Origin of the sequence: Priestia flexa (assembly GCF_021441905.1) — a bacterium.
GTDB classification, from domain to species: domain Bacteria; phylum Bacillota; class Bacilli; order Bacillales; family Bacillaceae_H; genus Priestia; species Priestia flexa.
The window spans coordinates 793,539-815,911 of sequence record NZ_CP090431.1 but is presented as its reverse complement, the minus strand read 5'-3'; the positions used below and the strand labels follow the sequence as shown (position 1 = coordinate 815,911).

Below are 22,373 nucleotides of genomic sequence, written 5' to 3'. Positions count from 1 at the left end.
ACCCATTTTAATTGCCTTTCATTGATTCATTAATCTTATTTAACAGTTGCTCTTTATTGAAGCTTCCATCTCTCCAGTTTCCTTCCACTTGATAGTGAAATCTTAAATAGGTCAAAAACTTATTAATTAAGTCTTTTTTTACATTAGAATTTAAAGCTTTATGAATATACTCATGTAAGTTATTATGATCATGACAAGGGTAGCATATCTCATTAATATTGTAATACGATTTCCCTAAAGTAACTACCGGCTTATAATGTAACAAAGCCTCTATTCCAACTGTAGAGTTTATAGTTATAACCATTTGACTTTTCTTTAATATCTCATTTGTATTACCTGTTGTAAGAAACATTACATTCCTTAACTCTTTAAATCTATTATATAGTTTCTCATAATGGATGTTATTTTTATCAGCAGGATGTTCTTTAAAAACCACATGAAAATTTTCTTCATATTTACTATTGTATTGCTGAACCTTATCGATTACTAGCTCTACTAATGAATCCATATCGTTTATTTTTTTTGAGTTTAATATAACTTGCGAATCATCATGAACTTGAAATGGGATAAAAATGAACTTATCCGGTAATTTAGTTCTCTCCTTCATTTTATTTCTTTTTAGAGAATTAAATCCTTTAGATAGTTGACGCTTTACTTTATCAGTAAAAGGCTCATAAATAATATTTAGATTTAATTCTCTTTTGAGAATTTGACAATTAAACACGTCATATGCTCGCTGTAATAGAAACTTTCTAGATTTTTTTGATAAGTTATTATATTTAACAGGTTTATACAGTTCTTCAGGGTGCTCAATTTGATGTAAGAAATTATTCAGCCTAACAGTATCACTATTAACATTTCTATAAAAATCTATATCTTGAGCAACTGAATTCCCATAATTTACACCTTTTGAATCCACTGTTATGGTATGAGGCCTAAATATCCCTGCTTCAAAAAACAAAGTTGGAATGTTATTGACTCTTGCAAATGCCTTAGCTAAGCTGTCAAACATAAATGTATTATTCCAACTAATAATTAAATCTAAGGGTTCAGTCTTATGAACTAAATTTAAATAGTTAATATAGCGTTTTGCATTATTAAACAATTCCTCTTTATCATACAAAAAATTATTAAGGTTATTAAATTCTAAGGTATAGTGAAGGAGATCATTTAAGTCATATTTTTTTTGATCAAACTTATCTAAATCTGTTGACATATTCTTCAAAGATTTCGGCATAAAAATCGTATTGTTTATTCCACACTCATCATAAACTGCCTGCTCTACTCTATTAAATACTAAGTGTTTTGAATTATATTTTTTTTCATTCAGAAACTTAGAAATGCTGCTAAAAAATATTGCTTTATCTGGCTCATGCGCATGAACAAATAAACATCTTTTACTCATTATTATTCCCTCATTATAAATTAAAATCATTTTTAATATTATCTTAGTAGTCAAGTATATTTCAAAGCAAAGGTTAATTTTAATAAAAAAAGAAATACAAAGGAACTGAGTGTACTCATTGAGGCTCCCATCAAGCCATACTTTGGTGTTAATACTATATTTAAAACTAATGCTACTACTAGTGATAATATACTACATAAGATAATTACCCTATCTTTATACCTAACATACAATGCCTGATGAGGTAAGAGTGATAGGACTGAAAATGCGTATGCAACAATTAAAATCCAGTACGCATTTAGGTATTCTGCATAAATTGGCTTATCGATAATTGATATAATTGGTAATATTCCTAATGCCAAAATTAAACTAATTAATATTGTTGAGGCTGTTACTCCTATTATCATCTTCGACATATGTTTTTTATAAATTTCAAATTCTTCATTTTGAAAACTTTTTATTGTTTTTGGACCTAGTATCGTAATAACACCTGTTTGAGCAAAAATAACTAGTAGATTAGACAAGCTACCATAAAATGTATATACACCAGTCATAGAATTACCATGATAAATTGTTACAAAATATCTATCTAAATATTCTGCTAGCTTCAAGGAAATATTACCTATAAATAACGGAAAAGATATTAAAACACCTTTTCTTACCCACTTCCAATTCAAACTTTTAGCTTTTACTTCTTCCCATTCTAAATTCCTTAAGTAATAAACACTTAAAATGTTGCTAATAATTACACCAATAAGCCAACCTACAAATATTACCCATAGATTTTGAGCTTCTTCAAAAGTAAAGAAAGCTATAATCGCTATATATGCCCAGGATCCACTTCTAAAGAAGAGTGCTATATTAGCAAGTATTGGTTTACCTAAAGATATAAGAATTCTATTAAACTCTTGTGACAAATGTTCAAATATTAAAATAATGTAAAAGACAAGTATATACTTTGCTGGTATGACGTCTATTAAAAATATAACTGCAATTAAAGGTAGAAATAAAGTATAGCTTACCAAATGAAAGACAAACTGATCTTTAATTAGTATTTCTTTTTTTAAATTACTTGCTCCTAGGATTTCTCTGGTATTAAAAACATAGAAATCCATTCCTATTATATAAATTGCTAAACCGATACTAGTGGATATGATACCATATATCCCTACTTCTTCTGGGCTTAATACTTTTGTCATACTCATCATCAATAAGAATTTACTACCTAAAGTAATAATTCTAAGAAGAAGGTTTATACTGCTTACTTTTAACAAACAACATCCACTCTCCAATTATTCTTTATTTAATTTTAATATGCATTTTTCGAACCGAATAACAGAGATACTGTTTTCAGGATAATCTTCATATCATAAATAAAATTGCGTTGCTCAGCGTATTTAATATCCAAATGAACCATTTCTCTAAATCCAATATTGCTTCTCCCACTTACCTGCCAAAGCCCTGTACAACCTGGTTGAATTAGTAAGCGTTGCTTATCATATGTAGTGTATTCTGCTACTTCTCTAGGTAACGGTGGTCTTGGCCCAACTAAGCTCATATCACCTTTTAGTACATTCCATAGTTGTGGTAATTCATCAATACTTGTTTTTCTTATAAATCTACCTATTTTAGTTACTCTAGGATCATTTTTCATTTTAAACATCGCACCAGTTGTTTCATTATGCTTTAATAAGTCTTGTAATCTAGATTCTGCATCTGTTATCATGGAACGAAATTTATACATCTTAAAATCTTTTTCATTCTTACCTACACGAGTTTGTCCAAAGAAAACAGGCCCTTTAGGATCCTCTAATTTTATTGCAATTGCAACAACTAGGAAAACAACAGATAAAACAATTAACCCAAGTAATGCGCCAATAATATCAATTGCTCTTTTAGAAATAAGATACGAAATATTTTCATTTATGTATATCTGAGATTTCGTATTATTTTTTTGTTCAGCAATTTGTCCCATTCGAACCCTCCTCTTCTATAGGTTAGCTTTTACCGTTTCACGCTCAACCAATTTTTCCATAATATCAATAATATCTTTACGTAATTCCTCGTGCTGCAAAGCAAACTCAAGCGTCGTTTCAATAAACCCTAACTTCTCTCCAACATCAAAACGTTTACCTTCAAAATCATACGCAAACACACGTTGAATTTCATTTAGCTTCTGAATTGCGTCTGTTAATTGAATTTCTCCACCTGCGCCAATCTCTTGTTCTTCTAAAAATTTAAAAATTTCAGGGGTAAACACGTAGCGACCCATAATTGCTAAATTAGAAGGTGCTGTTCCTGGCGCTGGCTTTTCCACAAATGTGTTAACTTGGTAGCGACGACCCTCGTTTGAAATTGGATCAACGATTCCATAACGATGCGTTTGATCGTCACCTACTGTTTGAACACCAATCACAGATGATAAAGTGTTTTCATATTCGTTCATTAATTGGCGCAGTGAAGGCGTTTCAGCTTGGACGATATCGTCTCCTAGTAGTACTGCGAATGGTTCATTTCCAATAAAGTTACGTGCACACCACACCGCATGCCCTAAACCTTTTGGTTCTTTTTGACGAATATAATGAATATCAACATTTGATGATTGACGTACTTTTTCAAGCAGTTCAAACTTCTCTTTTTCAATTAAGTTATTTTCAAGCTCTGGAGCATAGTCAAAATGATCTTCAATTGCGCGCTTTCCTTTACCCGTTACAATAATAATATCTTCAATCCCTGACTCGATTGCTTCTTCTACTATGTATTGGATAGTTGGCTTATCTACGATTGGAAGCATTTCTTTTGGCATTGCTTTTGTAGCTGGCAAAAAACGTGTTCCAAGACCAGCTGCTGGAATAATGGCTTTTCGTACTTTTTTCATAGCATTTCCCTCTTTCATTTTGTTTTCTTTTTTGACTGGTACATTATTGTGTGTATAAATAAATGCTTATGGAAAAGCTCAATCTATATAAGATTTTTCATAAACATTTATAGTAAATTAGGGCATCTAACCCACCCTCACACCATACTCTTGACAACAGTCGTGTCTAAGGTGATGTATTTCGCCACCCACAGTACAGCCGAGTACCTCCGTTGATAATGGTAAGGAGGTATCACCATGTTAAAATTCCTATATCAAAAAGTTATCTTTAAAATAAAAACAACAAACTTATGAGAACCTTCTCACAAGTTTGATTAGAATATCCCAAATAATTTCTTCTTCACCTTCACCTTCTCAGGCGAATCTTTAAAACATGCATTTCCTTTCACAATTGCATCTGCGTTGTCTTGGAACAGATACAGCATGTCCACACCGAACTCTGACTCAATCACGTCATTTGCTTGCGCCATGTAGAAGTTACGCCCCGATACGTTATGAGCATCTGAAGCGATGACGTGCGTTAGATTGGCTTCTATTAAGTCTAGTGAGAATTTTTTGATTTTCTTTCCGAATCGTCCCGTTAGGCTACCGGCAGTTACTTGAGTGAGAGCTCCTTTGTTAACAAAGTTATAAAGTAGATCTGGCTCTTCAATTAACCGACTGTTTCGCTCAGGGTGAACGATAATTGGCATTAAGCCTTCTGATTGAATGTCATATAGTAAACGTTCTGTATAACGCGGCACTTGGCTAGAAGGAAACTCTACGAAGACGTATTTTGACGTGTCGTTTAGGGTTAGTATTTTACCAGCCTGATAGTCCTCTACTAGCTCTCCATATATACGAGACTCTTGTCCTGGTAAAATAGTTAAAGGTATATTCTCGTCTAGCAGGCGGTTGTTCAGCTGCTGTACAAGTTCTAGAATGTCTTGTTTCTCATTTATGTACTTTCCGTTCTGGTGATGGGGCGTTGCCACGATGGTACGAATGCCTTCTGAAACTGCTTGTCTCGCCATTTCAATACTGTCATCAATCGTTTGCGCACCGTCGTCCACTCCAGGTAGTATATGGCAATGTATGTCAATCATTTCTTTACACCTTCAATCCTTCCAAAGTCCCGAAAATCTTTTTTAATGTTATCACAGCGACAAAACAGGTTCAATGAATTATTTTGTCGAAAAATATCGAATACAGATTTTGTGTCACTTCATGTCTTTTTTCGCCCTTAAAATAGGTCTTATGCTTTACTGTTACTGTCGAACTCTACGGCTAAATTATAGTCTATTTAAATAGTCCTAACAACCTGTTTTTACATAAAAATTCCTTTGCTAAAAGAATTATGTAAATGCAAACGGCTTTGTTATAGGGTTTAACAAGATATCTCTCTATTTTTTCTAGGAATCAAAATGACAGCGTTTACATATTTATAATAGAAGAAAGACGTTTGTAAATAAAAAGAACCACTTCTTTCCGACTTATATAATTAAGTCTTTCGATATAGTTCTATCAGTGTGTGAATTCTCACCATTTTTCTTGCATTTACCTGTTGTTTTCCCTACTATAAAAGAATCTGGTAAAGAATAGGACGTAGTTATATGTTGAAACGAGTGTTATTAATTGGTTTACTGTTAGCCATTTCAAATTTTTCACATACGCCGCACTTAAAGGTGACGGACCCAGGCACGTGGCAAAATGAATCGGTATGGGATCACACGGCTACGCTTCAATCCATATTGGACCCAAGCGGTGAGTTTTTCACGCAGTATACATATGCGTTTGATGCAGAGTTTGTTTTGCGAAAGATTGCTCATCTTTCTTTCTTTGGATTGCTAGCTCTGTTAATCTATTGGAACCTACCAAAAATGAAAGGACGCTTTGTCCTTGCGTGGCTCTTGCTTGCAGGGTTTGCGTTTATGGATGAAGTTCATCAAGCATTTATCGTAGGGCGGGATGGGCGCATTATTGATGTGATCATTGATTCGATTGGCGGAGCGTTGTTTTTATATTTATATGACCGATTTAAGAAATCAAAAAAAGCGCAGCAAGAGTAATCTTGCTGCGCTTTTTCGTTTAGACAAATACCATTTTCATATTCTGAACAACGTCTCTTCCAATCGAGTCATAAATCATCTTTTCTTTCTTCACGTCTTCCAAGCAATAGCAATTTCGTCCGTCTAGCACAATGGGGGTTCTCATAAGCTCAGAATAGCGCTTGAGCGGAAATTTTTTCACTGCATTCCATTCGGTAAAAATAAAGCAGACATCCGCTTCACTAAGCGCTTCATCGATACTTGAACAGTAGGTAATTTCGGTTGGATATCGCTTTTTAACATGTGGTATGGCGACTGGATCCCAGACTTTAATCGTTGCGCCGTCTTCTAGCATGAGCGGAATGTTTACAAGAGCAGGCGCTTCTCTTAGGTCGTCTGTTTCGGGTTTAAAGGTAAGGCCCAGTACGGCAACAGTGAGCCCTCGTAAGCTAGGAAAATAGCGGCGCACTTTTTTTAGAAGCTTGATTTTTTGCGCTTCGTTTACGTCGATTGCTGCTTTTACTGTTTTAAATTCATAGTCGTGAAAATTTGCTAGCCAGTGAAGAGCTTTTGTATCTTTTGGAAAGCAAGACCCTCCGTATCCGATACCTGCTTGTAGAAACTCTGGGCTTATCCGAGAATCAAAGCCCATGCCTTTCGCTACGTCCTCTACGTCTGCGCCGATACGTTCACATAGGTTCGCAATTTCATTAATAAACGAAATCTTCAGCGCTAAAAAATCGTTCGATGCATACTTGATCATTTCTGCGCTTTTTCGATTGGTGATAACAAGCGGTGCATGAAAATGTTGATACACTTCTCTTACTACTTGTTCTGCTTTTTCATCTTCTACTCCAATCACAATCCTTGACGGGTAAAGCGTATCTTGCACCGCTCTGCCTTGGGAAAGAAACTCAGGGTTTGATGCGACCTTTACTTCGACAGGGTGTTTTCGGTGAGATTGAATCCACTCATCTAGCTTATCGGTCGTTCCGATTGGAACCGTCGATTTAATGACGACTACGCAGTCTCTTGTCACGCTTTTCGCAATTTGCTTTGCTGCTTCGTATACGTATGTTAAATCAGCGGAACCGTCCGCTCGTTCTGGTGTTCCGACACCGATGAAAATGACGTCTGCGTCTTTGTAGGCTGTTTCATAGCTTGTTGTGAACGTCAGCTTATCTCTATGGTCTGTCATTAGTTCCTGTAGCTCAGGCTCATAAATGGGCGATACTCCCGTTTGTAGCAAAAGAATTTTCTGCGGATCAACATCGACACACACAACAGAATGCCCGTATTTGGCAAGACATACACCCGTGACAAGCCCCACATAACCAGTGCCTGCTACCGCGATTTTCACCTTAAACACCCTTTCGCTCATGAATTAACTGCTCGTATGGTTCCCTTTATATAATGCATCATGAACTATGCTCATTCCTGTCTAGAAAGCAACTTTACAAAATCTTAGCAATCCGCACCTATCAGCTAACCATACAACCGAATATGTACCCACTACTTACGAATATCGTGCTGTACGGTTAAAGCCTTTGATAGCTTTTCTTTTAAGCTGTGCCGAGAAAGTGACGTTGGAAGATGAGTTTGATCGTGAAAGTAGATGATCTGTGAAGCTTGTTTCGAAGAAGAAAGCGTCTGAGTAACGTCGATATGGGATAGAAAATACCAGCTGCACAAATGTGATGTTGGAGACTTTGTCGGAATGACAATGAGCTCGTTGGCTTTATCGATGACAAGCGGAGGTTCTTTCGTGAAGCCAAATCGTTTTCTGACGGCGTATAGTGCGCCCTCGAAGGTTGTGAGGTGCTGAATGCAAGATTCCATGAGTAGTTCTTTGCACGTTTTCGTGGAATAGTACTCACCTTTCGCATCTACAATTTTTGTTTGGTACTGAAAGTGTTGAACTGGCTTCAACGCTTTTGTGTCAACGTTTATAACATAGTTTTCGTTTACTTCCATTTCACCAACCCCTTTACTTTTTTACTATTTTATAAAAAAGAGTTGTAAAAATCTAGTATTTTTTACTAAAAATTCATAATTATTAGTTTAATTATAAAAAAGCAGAAAGCTACCGCCTTCTGCTTCTTACTCTTATAAATACGGAAGCGTCTCTTTCAACTTTTTCCTAGCTGTTTTCCCCCAGTTTTTCACCGCTCCTGTTGATACCCCGTACTTATCTGCAAGCTCCTTATAAGAATAGCCTCCTAATAGGTATTCCAGAATATAAATCTTTTCTCTTGGCGTGAGGTGTTGGATCATGTCGTTAATAATGGACGACTGCAGCGCCACGGGAAGCGAATCGTCTGGGTGCATCACCAACAGCGTATCTTCTGTCAGCGCTTCTCGCTCGTCTCGTTTTACGCTTGCTCTTAGCTCCATTAAAATGGTGCCGCGCACGGTGCTGTAAGCATAAGCCGAAAACGAGCCTTTGCTTTCATCAAACTTTTGGTAAGCTTTCCAAAGGCCAATGAGTGCAAGTTGATAATACTCTTCTTGTTCTTTGTAGATGTGATACTTTTGAATCATGGAAACAATGAGTGGATGAAAGGATTCTGCGATTTGTTCAAACGATACAGATTTCATAGATTTGTCCTTTTGAAAAGCGCGCTTTTTCTTGTATTCCGCCGGTAAACTCACTTTATCGAAACCGAAACCAAAAGAATACTCGGCTAATTTAATAATGATAGCTAGACATAATTCGCACTTTCCCGGGAAATAGTGAGGTTATTCTACAAGCGTAGTAATGGTAAAGGGTTCTTAAATAAAAACAGCTCCGTGGCGGTTTGCCACGGAGCTTTCCATTCTATGTAACTCATTATCTATAAAAGAATAAATTCTTAATGCCAATTGAAGAAACCGCTGTGGGAACTGCTTCATCCACGTTCTTACTTCGTTCAAGTGAAATAACAAGCGCTAGTTGATCAATCCCTTCACCTTTCATGCTATCTTCGATTAAACTTTTGCAGCTAGCCGCTTCGTGTTTGATGTCATGAAGCATATCATTTAGCTGAGCTTGTACGTCTTGCCTCGTATGCTGAAGGGATGCAGACATCGCATTTTTCATTGCTCGCCTAAGGTTTTTTTTTTGTAACATTCTTCTTTGACTTAATAATGCTTCAATTTCATCCGGCTCGAGATTTGTTGTGTCAATGTTGGAGCTGTTTAGTGATGTCACCGAAGGGCTGTTTCTCGTGACAAGATTTTGAAGTAGTTGCGAAGTATGATCTGGCTTTCTAGCAAACTCCATTTATAATTCCCCCTTACTTTGCTGCAATGGAAGCAGCCAGCGTTTCATCTTTTTCTGTCATCATTTTAACTAAATACCTTGTAAAATCCCCCGCTTGTGAAACCTCACCTTGAAGCTTTTCAGCTGACTGTACGGCTTCTTCATACAGTTGGACATCTAAGAATAGTGCATCGCCTTTGTCGTGGGACTGAGCCAATTCTTGAAATACTTCTTCTACGTCACCAGCTGACAATAAATCATATTCACCAAACCCAACCGTATTTACAAACAAGGATTTTGTTTCAAGTGCTGCCTGAGTGGATTGTTGTTCAATGGATTTAACTGCTTGAGTAAAGGCATTCGCAGAGTTGAGTATGTGGTTAGTGAGCTTATTGGCAATGAAGTCTAATAGAAACACCTTTAGTAGAATAACAGAGGCACCCTTATTTGACATATTCGCACCCTCTGCCTGAGCAAGCATGGCCGAAATTAAAGCAGGATTATTATGTAATTTCTCTTCCAGCGTAATAACAGAACCATCCTTATGGAAGCTGTAGCGATTTAAACCATGACTTCCGCCTAGAACGGCTTCTAAAAACAGCTTATAGTTTAAACTAGCATTCTGTGATTGTAAGCCCTCGTTCACGCTACTTGTCATCACTTCATCTGCTTCATCTGCAACATCACCGAGCTGATCTGCTAGAAAGTTTCCTACATCTGAACCAAATTTATCAATTAATGTACTTCTTATCGTATCAGATCGTAATACATTTCCACTTAGCGTATCTGTCATGTTGACCGATTCTTTCTGTTTATCCCACATCACAACGACTTTTCCTAGCTCTGGAAAATGACGATTCAGTAGACTAAGACCGTCATTTAAGTTGATGTATTCCGTTAAGCGCTCGCGATAGTCTCCGTTTTTCGCTTTTTCTTGAAGATCTTTTGTCAAATTAGCGTAGGCATTTGGATTTTCAAACGTGACGCCCTGCTTTACAAAGTCATTGTCTACAACTACGTAAGAAGCTACCGTTCCGCCCAAAGAGTGACCGGTTACTCGAACGTCTGCGTTTTTATACTTCTCATGCATCTTAACCGCATATTTACTACCTTCTTGTGGCTGACTGTTTTTCACGTCGACAAACTTTTTCTGTCCGATTAAGATTTTCAAGTCTTGATTGACCCAGTCTTCAATCACCTCAACTGCATACTTTTCTGACCCTTTAATTTGTGAGGCTTTTTCAGTAACTGATCCATTAACTTTATCAATACCATCCAGCACCAGATACCTTTCTTTCAGGTGTGCAGCAAGCTGTGCACCCAAATCATCCTCCACTCCCTGCTCTACAGTTTTTCCCCATTGCTTTTTGGACATGGGCTCTGATCCTCTGTAGGCTATGTAGATGTTTTCAATTCTATCAACACTTTGTCCACGCTGAGAGCGGAAATAGTCTTCTTCTGAAACAAGAGTTATAGCATTTGTTCCCTTTTCATTGTCAGTAGTATAATCTACAACGTACATAACTTCATTACCTACTTCCACTTTAGCCCCACTTTTGTAATGAGTAATATCATAAGCACTTGAAGACATTTCATTATATTGTTCAGCTGACATTTTATTTGTGACTTTCTTCATTTTTACCTCCATATTCCAAATATGATACAATTAAATAAAAAGGATTGATTATTTTGCACTTTAAGAAAGGGCTCCTACCAATTATTGTAACATCATTTTCGTTACTTTTCATTAGTGCTTGTGGTACAAATACTTCTTCAGCACAGAGTACGAATGAGCAAAATAAAAATAAAGGAGAAGAACAAATGTCCGAACAAGAGATTGCAGAGCAATACGCTGAAAAGATGAAGCCAGAAATTAAACAAGCTTTAAGGGATGACGATGTGAACAGTTTCATTGAAAGCATTAACTTTGAGGATGATATTGAAATTAATCCTATGGGTTATATCATTGTAAGAGGTTACGTAAATGACCATCCAGAAAAATATGATTTTTCCGCTCACTTAAGGCTTAATTCAAATGAAATTGATGTTTTAGGCACGTCTCCTAAACTTAGTGAAAAATTTATTGATAAAGAAAAAGAACAGCGATTGCTTAAAGAAGCGGAAGAAGAAGAGAAACAAGTACAATAAAATCAAGAAGAACTCAATCATTAAACAAGCTTTAATGGATGATGATGTGAACAGCTTCATTGAAAGCATTAACTTTGAAGATGTGGTTTATATCAATCTTATGGGGGATATTGTGGTCGAGGATTATGTGCATAGTAACCCACAAAAATATAGCTTTTCTGCACACTTAGCACTTAATTCAAATAAAGTTGATTCGCTTAGTACTTCTCCTAAACTCAGTAAGGAAATGATTGACTTGTAAGAAGCCAACCGCCTACGCCAAGAAGCTCTTAATGAACAAGAACAAAAGAAGCATGAAGGAAGCCGAGACCCCGGGTGTCTCGGCTTCCTTCATTACTTCACTACCTTCACTTGACTTTGATGCCACTTCCACGCAGATGCAATAATTTCTTCTAGCGAACGCTCTGCTTTCCAGCCTAGCTCACGGTAAATTTTTTCTGAAGACGCAACAAGTCGAGCCGGGTCGCCAGCACGGCGGTCCGCCATTACGACGTTGGCTTTTTTGCCCGTTACGCGCTCGCACGTATCGATGACTTCTTTTACTGAGTAGCCAAGGCCGTTTCCTAGATTGTACGTCGCTGTTTTGGTTTCGTTTGCTAAAAGTGACTGAAGCGCAGCGATATGTGCGTTGGCAAGATCAGTTACGTGAATGTAATCGCGAATGCACGTGCCGTCTTCTGTATCATAGTCAGAACCAAACACGGAAATGTGTTCTCTCTCACCTAGTAAGTGCTCAAGAATAATTGGAATGAGGTGCGTTTCCGGGTCATGGGACTCGCCAATTTCTGCTGTTTCGTACGCACCCGCTGCATTAAAGTAGCGAAGTACAACGTATTCCATATCGTACGCATGCGCGTAGTCCGCTAAGATGTGTTCAATCATCAACTTAGAGCGACCGTACGGGTTGATTGGACTTGTGCTTGTTTCCTCTGTAATCATATCAACAGACGGAATGCCGTACGTTGCCGCTGTGGATGAAAAGATAAACTTTTTCACGTTATGTTTCATCATTGTTTTCAATAACGTAAGCGTCGCTGCAACGTTGTTTTCATAGTACTTCACAGGATCAACAACCGACTCTCCTACTAAGCTGTTCGCCGCAAAGTGCATCACCGCGTCAATTTGATACGTAGAAAAAACGTGCTCCAAATCCGCTTCGCTCCCTAAATTACCTTCTACAAACTGCGCGCGTTCATCAATCGCCCAGCGGTGTCCTGTTGATAGGTTATCTAAGACAACGACTTCATTTGTTTTCACTAATTCTTTTACAAGGTGGCTACCGATATAGCCAGCTCCTCCAACTACTAAAATCATAAAACCTCTCCTTTAGTCCATTTTGACTAGTTTTATCGTACTCTCTTCCCCTACTATTGTAAATGAGTTTTGTGAACTGAAAATGACTACTTTTCTTTATCTTAGTGAAATATGCGAAAAAATGCTTCTTCCAGCATTTTCATGATGTAAAATGGTGATATAGGTCTTAACCGAAACTGAGTTACCATAGAAGGGAAAGAATGATGTGAGCAAACTAAAGATCCTCAAGCGTCGATTTAAATATCTTCTTATCAAACTATTACGACTAAAAGATCATTCGCATAAAGTTGCACTTGGTTTTAGCCTTGGTTCAATTGTTAACTTTGTTCCTACCTTTGGGTTTGGACTAATCCTTTCTGTAGGTTTAGCCAAATTATGTAGAGGCAACAGCATGGCGGGCCTTATTGGTGGAATGCTGTTTATGTGGGCTTTTCCGCTCATGTTTTACTTAAACACGGTAGTTGGCGAATATCTCGTTCCCATCGATTTAGATCATGCGTTACTAGAAGTCGCCGACGATGATTTAACCGATCACTTAGAAACGGGGGCACACATCGGCAAAATATTTCTAGCCGGAATGCTTGTGAATATGGTGCTGTTTGGCGGTCTTCTTTACGCTGGCGTTTATTATATGATTAATCAGTATCGAGCTGAGCTTTTATACTACGTTTATAAAAAGTGGGTTGTATAATTTCTTAACAGCAAGAAAAGTATTACGCATGCCAAAAACCATTTCCTATCCGTTTCAACCAAAATCAAATCGCTATCTTATCCCTGGACAATTTGCCTGCGGAAGAGTAATGGTGTCTTAAAATAAAAAGAGGCTGGGACATAAGTAATTCAGCCAATGATAAACAATATTGGAAACAGGGTGGAGTGGAGCGTAGGACACTCGACTCCTGCGGGAAAGAGAGGAAAACGTGAGATCCCGCAGCGCAATGGAACGAACGTGTTCAGACAAACCAAAGAGATGGGAACAGCTAGTGTTCGTCTCTTAGAAGCAATCATTTTGTTATGTCCCAAACCCTTTTTGACATTATTAGAACATGTAGGCACTTTTCACATCACGTGAATATCACTGACTTTGATCATCCAGTCTCCAGACTTATTTTCATAAATATTGCACTGAAGTGTTAAATTACTGCGCTCATTATCGTAATACAAATCAAAATCGACCATATAGATTAATTTAGGGAATTGCTTCTTCACATTTTTCTTACCTAAACTAAAATGTGGAGCATCCGGTTGATCAATATAGAAACCATCTTCTAATTGATCGTAAGCTACTTCGGGAGGAAGTGTCATAACTCCTGGATACAAACTCAACTCTTCTTTTAAATTACTTATCTCGCTATCATCCTCTAATGGGAGAGACTCTATATTATGTTGAACTAATTCTTGTACAATGCCTTTAATCAGTTCTTTAACTTTATTAACATTTTCCATTAAGACAGTACTCCTTCTTAGGTTTAGCTCCTTACCATTCTCTCCACTCTTCTGTTATATCTTCTTCAAACTCTAAGCCAGCTCGATTAGCCGCTTCCATAATGAACTCACACAACTCTTCTCTTTCTAATGTTTCAATAAAATAATCGAACTGTTCATTGAGATCATTTAAACTTAGCACTACTTGTTTTACGTAACGCAAGATATCTTGTTCTATATCTTTAGACTCTTTCAAACTATTTAAATAAGTGTCTAGAATTTCATCAGTCGCTTTAATGTTCTCGACAGTGAACAGTTCATCTTCTTCCATTCTCTCTTGCCATTCTAGGGTTGGTTTACTATCTTTTAATTCTTCCATCTTGTAATCCCCTTTATGCTTTTTTATGTTTACTTCTTAACTTACTGACATACACACTAAAATAGAATGGGACTTATGTATTCCGAATGACTTACAGGTAGCGGGCTATAAAGAAATAATTAGTGATGAAGACGTATACACTGAAGGTGAAATCTCGCTTATTGGGGAGCTTGAATGACTCCTCTTTGTCCCTCGTCACTGCACTTTTAAATATCGTAAAGTTTTTAGCTTCTACTGCATATCATCAACTTATTACCAAATCGAAAATTGACTTAATGTCCTCCTGCCCTTCGTAAGCTTCAAACTGAATATCACCGAGCTTCGTTCCGACATCAAACTCACCGATTAAGCTATCAAGCATGGTGATTATTTTTTTATATAAGCTTGAAAATTCACATCTTTTAGTTGATGACAAACACTATTTTTTTCATTACAATTGTAATATTACTGTAATATTTATTGAAATTAAACACATTTTTTCTAGTTAGTTGTAATTTAAGAATGAAACAAAACGATCAAACTATAAACGCACATAAAAGGTGAAGACATGAAAAAAAAGGTGCTTATACTGAGCTTGTCGATGTTCGGATTATTATCCACAAATACGTTTATACCGACCAAGGTGCTGGCTACTACTGCTGTGGAGCCCAATGAAAATACCGCTCCTGAAGAGGAGTTGGACGTGCTGTATGAACGCGTATATGATAATGGCTATACGCTTGGAGAAAGCGATGGCTATAGCGGTGAGAAATACATAAGTCTTGACGGAAACAACCAGCTTGCAGCTTATCCCTCAGAAGCTGCCCAGTGGTTCATGCTAGGCTATTCGGTCGGCTTTGAAAGCGGAAAGCGAAGTAAGACAGAAGAAGAAATGACTGAAAAAGAAACCGATTATAGCGCTGGTGAAAAAGCAGGATACGAAATCGGAATTCAAGACTATGAGAACGCGACGGTGGCTTATACCCCTCCCACTATGAAAAGCAAGTCGGCTGACTGGAACGAAGGCTTCACGTTTGGCTACGAAAAAGCGATTGAAACGATGGATCTTTCTGTAAAAGCAAAGAAAGAAGGATACCAGCAAGGCGTACAAGATGAAGCAATGTCGGTACCAGAGCTTTATACCGAAGACCCTATGACGCAAAAAGCATTTGAAGAAGGCTTTCAAAAAGCAATGAACGAAAAAGAAGCGGCTAAAAACGTACAGTATGAAAAAGATGGCTATAAGCTTGGATACAGCATGGAGCCACTCGTTGTTCCTGATGGCCTTACGCCTGCCGGCACCGAAGCATTTACAAAAGGTTACAATAAAGGTGAAAAGAAGCGCTTAGAAGATGTGAAGATGGAAGGATTTAATGCTGCTTTTCTGAATGAAAAGTACAAAGTACCAAAAGTGTATGAATCGAATGTTCAGCTTCTAGAAGTCTACCAACAAGGATTTGTTTCTAATAAAAAAGCAGACCAGTTCAAAAAACAAGCGTACCAAGACGGCTGGAAGTTAGGCACCAAAATCGATGTTCCCGCTGCCTATAAGAAAAACAAAGCAGCGGTGACAGCGTATAAAGAATACTATCAGCTTGGCCAAGAAAAGCAGGAAAAGACAGTTTACGACGTGTTGATTGCCCTTGGTATTTTGCTGAGTGGAATTGGCTTATTCCGCGTGATTAGAAAGCGCAAGAAAAAGGGAGATTTTTCGGTTTAGCTCCTCTTCTTTTTTATACTAGTATGAATCGATCGCTAAGCATTTTTTATCACAAGCTATTCTTTTTGCTCAAACAGCTAAATATTGTATAAATCCTCCAGCCTAACAAATACTACTTATGAAGCTCAACTACGTTTTAAAGAACTACGGGTGGTGAAAAAGCTGTTAGGTTCTAACTATAAAGTATCTAAGGTACAAATAAGCGCAAAACAATTTTTTATTCTTTCTATCTTATTTGCTGTAGGAGACGCAATTATATACATCCCTTCTTTAATGGCGCAAGAAGGTTTACATACGATGTGGATTGCTGGATTACTAGGGATTGTACAAGCTTTTATTATTGCTTTTATTTATACAGTCATCGGCAAACGCATTTTAAACAATGGATACATCTACACGTTAAAACGTTTATTTGGCAGCTGGATTGGACAACTTTTGACCGTCCTGTTTCTCCTTTATGTTATGGTTGATATTGTATTAATGATTTATGAAATGGGTTCATTTATAGTTACTATGGTTATGCCTACAACGCCTATAGAAAGTGTTCTTATAGCATTTTTGGTTGTCGTGATTATTGGAGCTAGACTTGGCCTTGAAACGTTGGCCAGGTCTGCTGAAATCCTATTTCCTTGGTTTTGCTTCTTTTATTTACTACTCGTCATTTTAAATATTCCCAACATCAATTTAGAGAACCTTCAGCCACTTTTTGAAGGAAGTATATATAGCATAATAAAAATGAACTTGCCTTTAGCATCTTACCTACTTGAGACTGTTATTCTCATTACTTTATTCCCTCATATCAATGGTCAAAACAAAGCCAGAAGTGCTTACGTAATGGGTGTGGCTGTAGGTGTTACTTTGACCGTTATTATTTCTTTACTGTCTCTACTCGTCCTTGGCTTACACATAATTAAGATAAGTAGTTTCGCTAGTTACATGTTAGGAAAATCTGTTATAGCGAATTTCTTTTCGCACGTTGAAGTAACGATTGCGATTATATGGTTTATTAGCGTATATTTTAAAATCACACTTTGTTTTCTTATACTAGCTAAAGGTATCTCGAAACTTTTCAAAACCGAAGACTACCGCTTCATTACACTTCCATTAGGTTACTTATTGTATGCGTTAGCTTTTATCAGTTTACCAAGCAACATGTATTTAAGCGATTTTATCACCTCTACTTGGATTTCTTATACTCTTACTTTTGGCTTGGTTTTTCCATTGTTTATTTTTGGAATCGGAACTCTTAGAAAACAACATCTACACTTAAAGCAGTGAAGTACTTAGTTTTTGTTCTGTTGCATATTAAACTCCCTCACTCATAAAGGTTGAAATGGGGGAGTTACAAGCGATTCTATCTAAAGGATATGCTAAATTGACTTTTTATAAATTATAAAAATGAACAACGAATATACCCCTTGTTCACTATTCAGCTTCGTTGGGTGTAAATCTATATACCCCTTCATCCGTCCGCAAATAAATAGAAGCTCCTTTATAGAAACAGTCCCAAAAGTCCAGTCGGTTTCCTTGTTCGTCAACAGCAATAGCCGAAGAAAACTCTTTCGTTTGTAGCGAATAGGTCATCAACTCTTGTTCTGCAGCTTCAAATAGAAGTACGTTATCCCACACGGCAAAGCCTCCTGATAAATAATCCCCTAGGTTCGTATCAGGCCACCAGTTATGTAAGTGATTGTTTTTTAATTGCACAACAGGAAATTCCGAATAATAATAAAGCCAAATCTCATCACCCAACACGTTCATTCCGTAGCAATCATGAATAGACGGCAAATTATGCACATTAACTATATCTCCATAATCGAAAATTATGTTACCGTCTATGTCGAGTGCTACTAAACCAGATCGGCTCATCTCAGATCCGCTAAATATCCCCTCATCAAAATAACTAATCCAGATTTGGTGTACATCATCTACCTGACAGTCTGCGATTCCTTCTCCTACTGAAAATTCTTTCATCACTTCTCCTTCACAGCTAAACACACAAATCACATTCGTTTCTTTTTCTTCATCATAATGCAGAAGCATCCATCTATCAGGCTTTACTTGCTGCACCGTTAACACATAATCTGCATGCACCACATGGCGAGGCAACACAGCAATGATCTTGCCCCTTCCGTTATGAATTTGAATAGGCCCCTTGTTGCTTTCCACTAAATAAAACAGCACATTATCTTTGCTAACATAGATGTGCTCTGGATTTTCTGCTTGGATAAAAGCTGAGTCTGCTTTCATTTTGGTAAAGGTAATTTTGTTCATATTTCTAAAACCTCACTGTTTGCCGTTTTATTGTTCGTAATAGTATGCTTTTACTCCTGGATAGTTTTTCCCTTTTTCTTTTAACACACAAAACTTCTTAAACAGCGGATAGTCATTTAAGCGACGGTTGTTTAAAAGTTTTGTTTCAATTGGTTCCATCTAATCGCACTCCATTTCTTGCTGTTGGCTTTAGAGATAGTCGAATAAACAAACGACCCTCCTCTTAAGGAAAAATTATACAATCTAAAACAATAGAAAGATAGTAGTTTTTGAGTTAAAGTTCAAACAAAAAAGCGCCCCTTCCAAAAGGGCGCTTTCTATTACATGTCTTCTTCTACCACTTGACGATTTTTCTTCAATAGCTTCGATAATGCTTCATAGACAATTGGTACAATGACTAGCGTTAACAGCGTTGAAGATGTTAACCCACCGATTACGGTGATGGCTAATCCTTTTGAAATTAGTCCCGCTCCGCCTGCACCGAACACCATTGGAGCCATTGCGCCTATCGTTGCGATTGCTGTCATCAGAATTGGACGAAGTCGCGTTGATCCTGCTTCAAGAATCGCGTCACGAATGGACATTCCCGTGCGCTCCATTTCAATGATGCGGTCTACCAGTACAATGGCGTTGGTTACAACGATTCCAATTAACATCAGGAGTCCCATCATAACGGATACGGAAATGGTTTCACCTGCAATCCACAGTCCGACAAACGAACCGATAACTGCAAACGGCAGTGAGAATAAGATCGCAAACGGTGCTAAACCTTCACCGAACGTTACCACAAGGATAAAGTAAACGATGAGAATCGCTGCAAGCATCGCTACGCCTAGCTGCGTAAAGGATTCCTGCATATCCGCTGCCACTCCGGCAACGTCTATTTTTACACCATTTGGTAAGTCAATGTTGTCAATCTTTTTATCGGCTTCAGCCGTTGCTTTTGATACGTCGTCGCCGACAATTTTACCAGAAATCGTTGTGTAGAATTCACCTTTGTTACGAGCAAGCGTCGTATAGGTTGTTCCTTCCTCTACCTCTACAATTTCAGATAAAGGCATTGCTGTTCCTTGAGCCGTTGGAACCTGTGTTTCTAACAATTCATCCATTGATTTTGGCTCTTTTTTTGCATCGCTTTGAACTGTAACGTTGACTTCTTCTCCGTCTTTTTCAACGGTAGTCAGCACGTCACCAATATTTTGTGCAGATAGCGCTCCTGCAATTTGTGCTGTTGTTAACCCATATTGTAGAAGCTCTTGTTGATTTATTTTCATCATGTGCTCAACGTATGGATTTTCAAAATCAGATTTGACGTTTTCTAATTCTTTTACGTCTTTTAATGCTTTTTCAACGTCTGAAGCTGCTTTATTTAAGTCGTCTAAATTCTTGCCGTATAGCGTATAGCTTACTTCATCAGACGACATGCCGCCCATACCAAAATCCTGTGACTTCCATTCACCTGACTGGTCAAGGTTTGTTGCGTAGTCAATGACTTCTTCTTTTACGTCAGCAAAGTTCTTCACATCTTCGTCAAAGAATAAGTACATCAACGCTCCGCTTCCGCCACCCATCATGACTGCTGATGCGTCTGTGCTTGTTTCGTCATTGATTGAGAACTGAATTGTTTCTAAGTCATCACGCTTCATGAAATGCTCTTCAACTTTTTCAACATTTTTGAGCGTTTCTTCTTTCAACTCACCAGCCGCTGGCGTATACGTTAAGTACACAACTTTTTCTTCTTCTGAACCCATGAAGCTAAAGCCAATGAGCGGTGTTAAAGCAAGTGACCCTACAAGTAATACAACTGCGATTAAAGATGCAATAATTTTATGGTTTAAGACTTTTCCTAGGAAACCTTTATACCAGTTTGCTAGTTTTCCACCTTCTTTATGCGCTTTTACTTCTTTTTCACCCGATAAGTTTTTACGGAATAAGAAGTGGGAAAGCGCTGGTACAATCGTAATCGCAACGAGTAGTGATGCTCCTAACGCGAATGCCATTGTTAAAGCAAACGGTCTGAATAATTCACCAACCATACCGCCAACAAACATGAGCGGCGCGAATACAGCAACCGTTACGAGCGTAGACGAAAGAATTGGTTTAAACATTTCAATCGTTGCTTCACGAATTAACGCGCGGCCACGAAGTTTTTCGTCGGACAAGTTCATGCGTCGGTAAATGTTTTCCACTACGACAATCGAGTCGTCAATAACACGACCAATGGCTACTGTGATAGCCCCTAGCGTCATAATGTTTAGCGTAATATCAAGCCAGTTTAGTAGCAGTAGTGCCATGAAAATGGAAACTGGAATTGAAATGATTGAGATAATGGTAGATTTAATGCTGCGCAAGAACAACAAGATGATGATAACGGCGAATAAACCACCGAATAGCGCTTTTTCTACCATCGTAAATACGGATTCTTCAATCGGTTCACCTTGGTCTAGCGTTACGTCGATCGCTAAGCCATCAATCTCTTTTTCTTGATCTTTAATTAAATCTTTCACCGCATTAACAACTTCTACGGTATTTGCTTCCTGCGTTTTCGTAATTTGAATTGAAATCGCATCTTTTCCATTTGTGCGCGAAATAGATGGCACTTTACCAACCGTTTCAATTGTTGCAATATCTCCTAGCTTCACAAACGGACTTTGGTTTTGAGCAGTTGGTGTAACTGGAATTAACACGTCTTTTAAGTCTTCAATCGTTGTGATATCACCATCGAGTGAAACAGCTTCTTTCCCTGTTTCAAATTCTTTTAAGCCGAGTGATAGTGACATATCGCTTGCTTGAACCATTTCTTTGACTTTGTCTTCTGTTAAGCCAAGCTCTTTCATTTTGTCTTGATTGTAGACAAGGTTTACCTCTTCAATATGTTGACCTGTGAGCGTTGCGCCTGCTACGCCGTTGATGTTTTCAATTTTAGGAAGAACCGTGTCTTGTACTGTTGAAGATAACTCAACAATGTCTTCCTTATCGCTGCTGATGGATAACGCAACAACTGGCATCATGTTCATGCTGATCGCCATAACCGATGGCTCTTCCGCGTCTTCCGGCAGCGTGACGTTATCAAGCGCCGCTTCTAGCTCACGCTTTTTCTCATCCATATCCACACCGTACTCATATTCGATTTGAACCTGAGATACATTGGCAGATGAGTTTGAGTAAACAGCCTTCACATCTTCTAAGCCTTCGATATTTTGTTCCATTGGTCTTGATATGTCTTCCATAACCTGTTCTGCCGTCGCTCCTGGATACACGTCCATCACGATTAGGTATGGAACAGAAATATCAGGTATGCTTTCCATTTTCATTCTTGTTCCAGCATAAATACCCGATACGGTGACAATAATCGTTAATAACCATACGGCTAACTTATTCTTTAAAACGAAATTAACTAACCCCTTCAATAACTAGCACCTTCCTTTTTGCTTAAGTGTCATGCATTCGGTATAATTTTAAACTGACTGGTCAGTCAGCACAAAATCAACTATAATTGTCCTAGTGATTATCTGTCAACTATTTTGATAAGGAACGAAAAGATACCATAACGAATTAAGAGGTTTTGGTCTCTTAAAATACG

At 37.7% G+C, this 22,373-nt stretch carries 21 protein-coding genes; 5 read left to right on the top strand and 16 right to left on the bottom strand.

Features of this window, described 5'->3' with window-relative positions:
- Positions 1-7: 7 nt before the first annotated feature.
- From LZP85_RS04070 to LZP85_RS04050, 5 genes are all read right to left on the bottom strand, one after another.
- Positions 8-1,405 (bottom strand): capsular polysaccharide export protein, LipB/KpsS family, encoded by a 1,398-nt coding sequence (locus LZP85_RS04070; RefSeq protein ID WP_234562012.1) that lies wholly within the window; start codon positions 1,403-1,405, stop codon positions 8-10.
- A 50-nt stretch (positions 1,406-1,455) separates the two neighbouring features.
- A complete protein-coding gene (locus LZP85_RS04065) occupies positions 1,456-2,679 on the bottom strand; it encodes an oligosaccharide flippase family protein (RefSeq protein ID WP_234562010.1) in 1,224 nt (407 codons plus the stop codon).
- Positions 2,680-2,714: 35 nt separating this feature from the next.
- On the bottom strand, positions 2,715-3,380 hold the full coding sequence (locus LZP85_RS04060) for a sugar transferase (protein WP_234562008.1): 666 nt from the start codon (positions 3,378-3,380) through the stop codon (positions 2,715-2,717).
- Positions 3,381-3,395: 15 nt separating this feature from the next.
- Positions 3,396-4,283 (bottom strand): UTP--glucose-1-phosphate uridylyltransferase GalU, encoded by an 888-nt coding sequence (gene galU, locus LZP85_RS04055; protein ID WP_234562006.1) that lies wholly within the window; start codon positions 4,281-4,283, stop codon positions 3,396-3,398.
- A gap of 314 nt (positions 4,284-4,597) precedes the next feature.
- Positions 4,598-5,368 (bottom strand): tyrosine-protein phosphatase, encoded by a 771-nt coding sequence (locus LZP85_RS04050; RefSeq protein ID WP_234562004.1) that lies wholly within the window; start codon positions 5,366-5,368, stop codon positions 4,598-4,600.
- 507 nt (positions 5,369-5,875) lie between these two features.
- Between LZP85_RS04050 and LZP85_RS04045 the strand changes: the two genes are divergently transcribed.
- A complete protein-coding gene (locus LZP85_RS04045; protein ID WP_206833238.1) occupies positions 5,876-6,331 on the top strand; it encodes a VanZ family protein in 456 nt (151 codons plus the stop codon).
- A 19-nt stretch (positions 6,332-6,350) separates the two neighbouring features.
- On the opposite strand, the gene LZP85_RS04040 is transcribed toward LZP85_RS04045, so the two are convergent.
- From LZP85_RS04040 to LZP85_RS04020, 5 genes are all read right to left on the bottom strand, one after another.
- The gene (locus LZP85_RS04040) at positions 6,351-7,670 is read right to left on the bottom strand and encodes a UDP-glucose dehydrogenase family protein (RefSeq protein ID WP_234562003.1); all 1,320 of its coding nucleotides are present in this window, start codon (positions 7,668-7,670) and stop codon (positions 6,351-6,353) included.
- A 152-nt stretch (positions 7,671-7,822) separates the two neighbouring features.
- Entirely contained in the window at positions 7,823-8,284 is a 462-nt protein-coding gene (locus tag LZP85_RS04035; protein WP_061786672.1) for a competence protein ComK, read from the bottom strand.
- Between the two features lie 132 nt (positions 8,285-8,416).
- Positions 8,417-8,908, bottom strand: a complete 492-nt coding sequence (locus LZP85_RS04030; protein WP_234562001.1) for a sigma-70 family RNA polymerase sigma factor — start codon at positions 8,906-8,908, stop codon at positions 8,417-8,419.
- Positions 8,909-9,140: 232 nt separating this feature from the next.
- Positions 9,141-9,572, bottom strand: a complete 432-nt coding sequence (locus LZP85_RS04025; protein ID WP_100347288.1) for a hypothetical protein — start codon at positions 9,570-9,572, stop codon at positions 9,141-9,143.
- Positions 9,573-9,585: 13 nt separating this feature from the next.
- Positions 9,586-11,187 carry a lipase family protein gene (locus LZP85_RS04020; RefSeq protein ID WP_234561999.1) on the bottom strand — a complete coding sequence of 534 codons (1,602 nt, stop codon included), beginning with the start codon at positions 11,185-11,187 and terminating at the stop codon, positions 9,586-9,588.
- Between the two features lie 185 nt (positions 11,188-11,372).
- On the opposite strand from LZP85_RS04020, the gene LZP85_RS04015 reads away from it, so the two are divergent.
- Entirely contained in the window at positions 11,373-11,699 is a 327-nt protein-coding gene (locus LZP85_RS04015) for a DUF1433 domain-containing protein (RefSeq protein ID WP_206833242.1), read from the top strand.
- A 333-nt stretch (positions 11,700-12,032) separates the two neighbouring features.
- On the opposite strand, the gene galE is transcribed toward LZP85_RS04015, so the two are convergent.
- Positions 12,033-13,013, bottom strand: a complete 981-nt coding sequence (gene galE, locus LZP85_RS04010) for a UDP-glucose 4-epimerase GalE (protein ID WP_062954580.1) — start codon at positions 13,011-13,013, stop codon at positions 12,033-12,035.
- A gap of 205 nt (positions 13,014-13,218) precedes the next feature.
- Between galE and LZP85_RS04005 the strand changes: the two genes are divergently transcribed.
- Positions 13,219-13,704, top strand: a complete 486-nt coding sequence (locus LZP85_RS04005) for a DUF2062 domain-containing protein (protein WP_061786669.1) — start codon at positions 13,219-13,221, stop codon at positions 13,702-13,704.
- A 368-nt stretch (positions 13,705-14,072) separates the two neighbouring features.
- Here the strand turns inward: LZP85_RS04005 and LZP85_RS04000 are convergent, their stop codons facing one another.
- Positions 14,073-14,459, bottom strand: a complete 387-nt coding sequence (locus LZP85_RS04000) for a DUF7668 domain-containing protein (RefSeq protein ID WP_061786423.1) — start codon at positions 14,457-14,459, stop codon at positions 14,073-14,075.
- 31 nt (positions 14,460-14,490) lie between these two features.
- The gene (locus tag LZP85_RS03995; RefSeq protein WP_061786424.1) at positions 14,491-14,817 is read right to left on the bottom strand and encodes a hypothetical protein; all 327 of its coding nucleotides are present in this window, start codon (positions 14,815-14,817) and stop codon (positions 14,491-14,493) included.
- Positions 14,818-15,364: 547 nt separating this feature from the next.
- On the opposite strand from LZP85_RS03995, the gene LZP85_RS03990 reads away from it, so the two are divergent.
- A complete protein-coding gene (locus LZP85_RS03990; protein ID WP_234561997.1) occupies positions 15,365-16,516 on the top strand; it encodes a hypothetical protein in 1,152 nt (383 codons plus the stop codon).
- 153 nt (positions 16,517-16,669) lie between these two features.
- A complete protein-coding gene (locus LZP85_RS03985; RefSeq protein ID WP_206782234.1) occupies positions 16,670-17,794 on the top strand; it encodes a GerAB/ArcD/ProY family transporter in 1,125 nt (374 codons plus the stop codon).
- A gap of 147 nt (positions 17,795-17,941) precedes the next feature.
- Here LZP85_RS03985 and LZP85_RS03980 read toward each other — a convergent pair whose 3' ends face one another.
- The 3 genes from LZP85_RS03980 to LZP85_RS03975 form a co-directional block, all read right to left on the bottom strand.
- Entirely contained in the window at positions 17,942-18,790 is an 849-nt protein-coding gene (locus tag LZP85_RS03980; RefSeq protein WP_226639539.1) for a hypothetical protein, read from the bottom strand.
- 27 nt (positions 18,791-18,817) lie between these two features.
- On the bottom strand, positions 18,818-18,949 hold the full coding sequence (locus LZP85_RS20725; protein ID WP_257788888.1) for a hypothetical protein: 132 nt from the start codon (positions 18,947-18,949) through the stop codon (positions 18,818-18,820).
- 161 nt (positions 18,950-19,110) lie between these two features.
- Entirely contained in the window at positions 19,111-22,200 is a 3,090-nt protein-coding gene (locus LZP85_RS03975; protein WP_226639538.1) for an efflux RND transporter permease subunit, read from the bottom strand.
- Between the last annotated feature and the right edge of the window lie 173 nt (positions 22,201-22,373).

Excerpts from the sequence above, each read along its gene's own strand:
- LZP85_RS04070 (WP_234562012.1), bottom strand. The coding sequence starts at position 1,405 with ATGAGTAAAAGATGTTTATTTGTTCATGCGCATGAGCCAGATAAAGCA.
- LZP85_RS04030 (WP_234562001.1), bottom strand. The coding sequence starts at position 8,908 with ATGAAATCTGTATCGTTTGAACAAATCGCAGAATCCTTTCATCCACTC.
- LZP85_RS04035 (WP_061786672.1), bottom strand. The coding sequence starts at position 8,284 with ATGGAAGTAAACGAAAACTATGTTATAAACGTTGACACAAAAGCGTTG.
- LZP85_RS04015 (WP_206833242.1), top strand. The coding sequence starts at position 11,373 with ATGTCCGAACAAGAGATTGCAGAGCAATACGCTGAAAAGATGAAGCCA.
- LZP85_RS04050 (WP_234562004.1), bottom strand. The coding sequence starts at position 5,368 with ATGATTGACATACATTGCCATATACTACCTGGAGTGGACGACGGTGCG.
- LZP85_RS03995 (WP_061786424.1), bottom strand. The coding sequence starts at position 14,817 with ATGGAAGAATTAAAAGATAGTAAACCAACCCTAGAATGGCAAGAGAGA.
- LZP85_RS04000 (WP_061786423.1), bottom strand. The coding sequence starts at position 14,459 with ATGGAAAATGTTAATAAAGTTAAAGAACTGATTAAAGGCATTGTACAA.
- LZP85_RS04045 (WP_206833238.1), top strand. The coding sequence starts at position 5,876 with ATGTTGAAACGAGTGTTATTAATTGGTTTACTGTTAGCCATTTCAAAT.
- LZP85_RS03980 (WP_226639539.1), bottom strand. The coding sequence starts at position 18,790 with ATGAACAAAATTACCTTTACCAAAATGAAAGCAGACTCAGCTTTTATC.
- galU (WP_234562006.1), bottom strand. The coding sequence starts at position 4,283 with ATGAAAAAAGTACGAAAAGCCATTATTCCAGCAGCTGGTCTTGGAACA.
- LZP85_RS03990 (WP_234561997.1), top strand. The coding sequence starts at position 15,365 with ATGAAAAAAAAGGTGCTTATACTGAGCTTGTCGATGTTCGGATTATTA.
- LZP85_RS04025 (WP_100347288.1), bottom strand. The coding sequence starts at position 9,572 with ATGGAGTTTGCTAGAAAGCCAGATCATACTTCGCAACTACTTCAAAAT.
- LZP85_RS20725 (WP_257788888.1), bottom strand. The coding sequence starts at position 18,949 with ATGGAACCAATTGAAACAAAACTTTTAAACAACCGTCGCTTAAATGAC.
- LZP85_RS04060 (WP_234562008.1), bottom strand. The coding sequence starts at position 3,380 with ATGGGACAAATTGCTGAACAAAAAAATAATACGAAATCTCAGATATAC.
- galE (WP_062954580.1), bottom strand. The coding sequence starts at position 13,013 with ATGATTTTAGTAGTTGGAGGAGCTGGCTATATCGGTAGCCACCTTGTA.
- LZP85_RS04020 (WP_234561999.1), bottom strand. The coding sequence starts at position 11,187 with ATGAAGAAAGTCACAAATAAAATGTCAGCTGAACAATATAATGAAATG.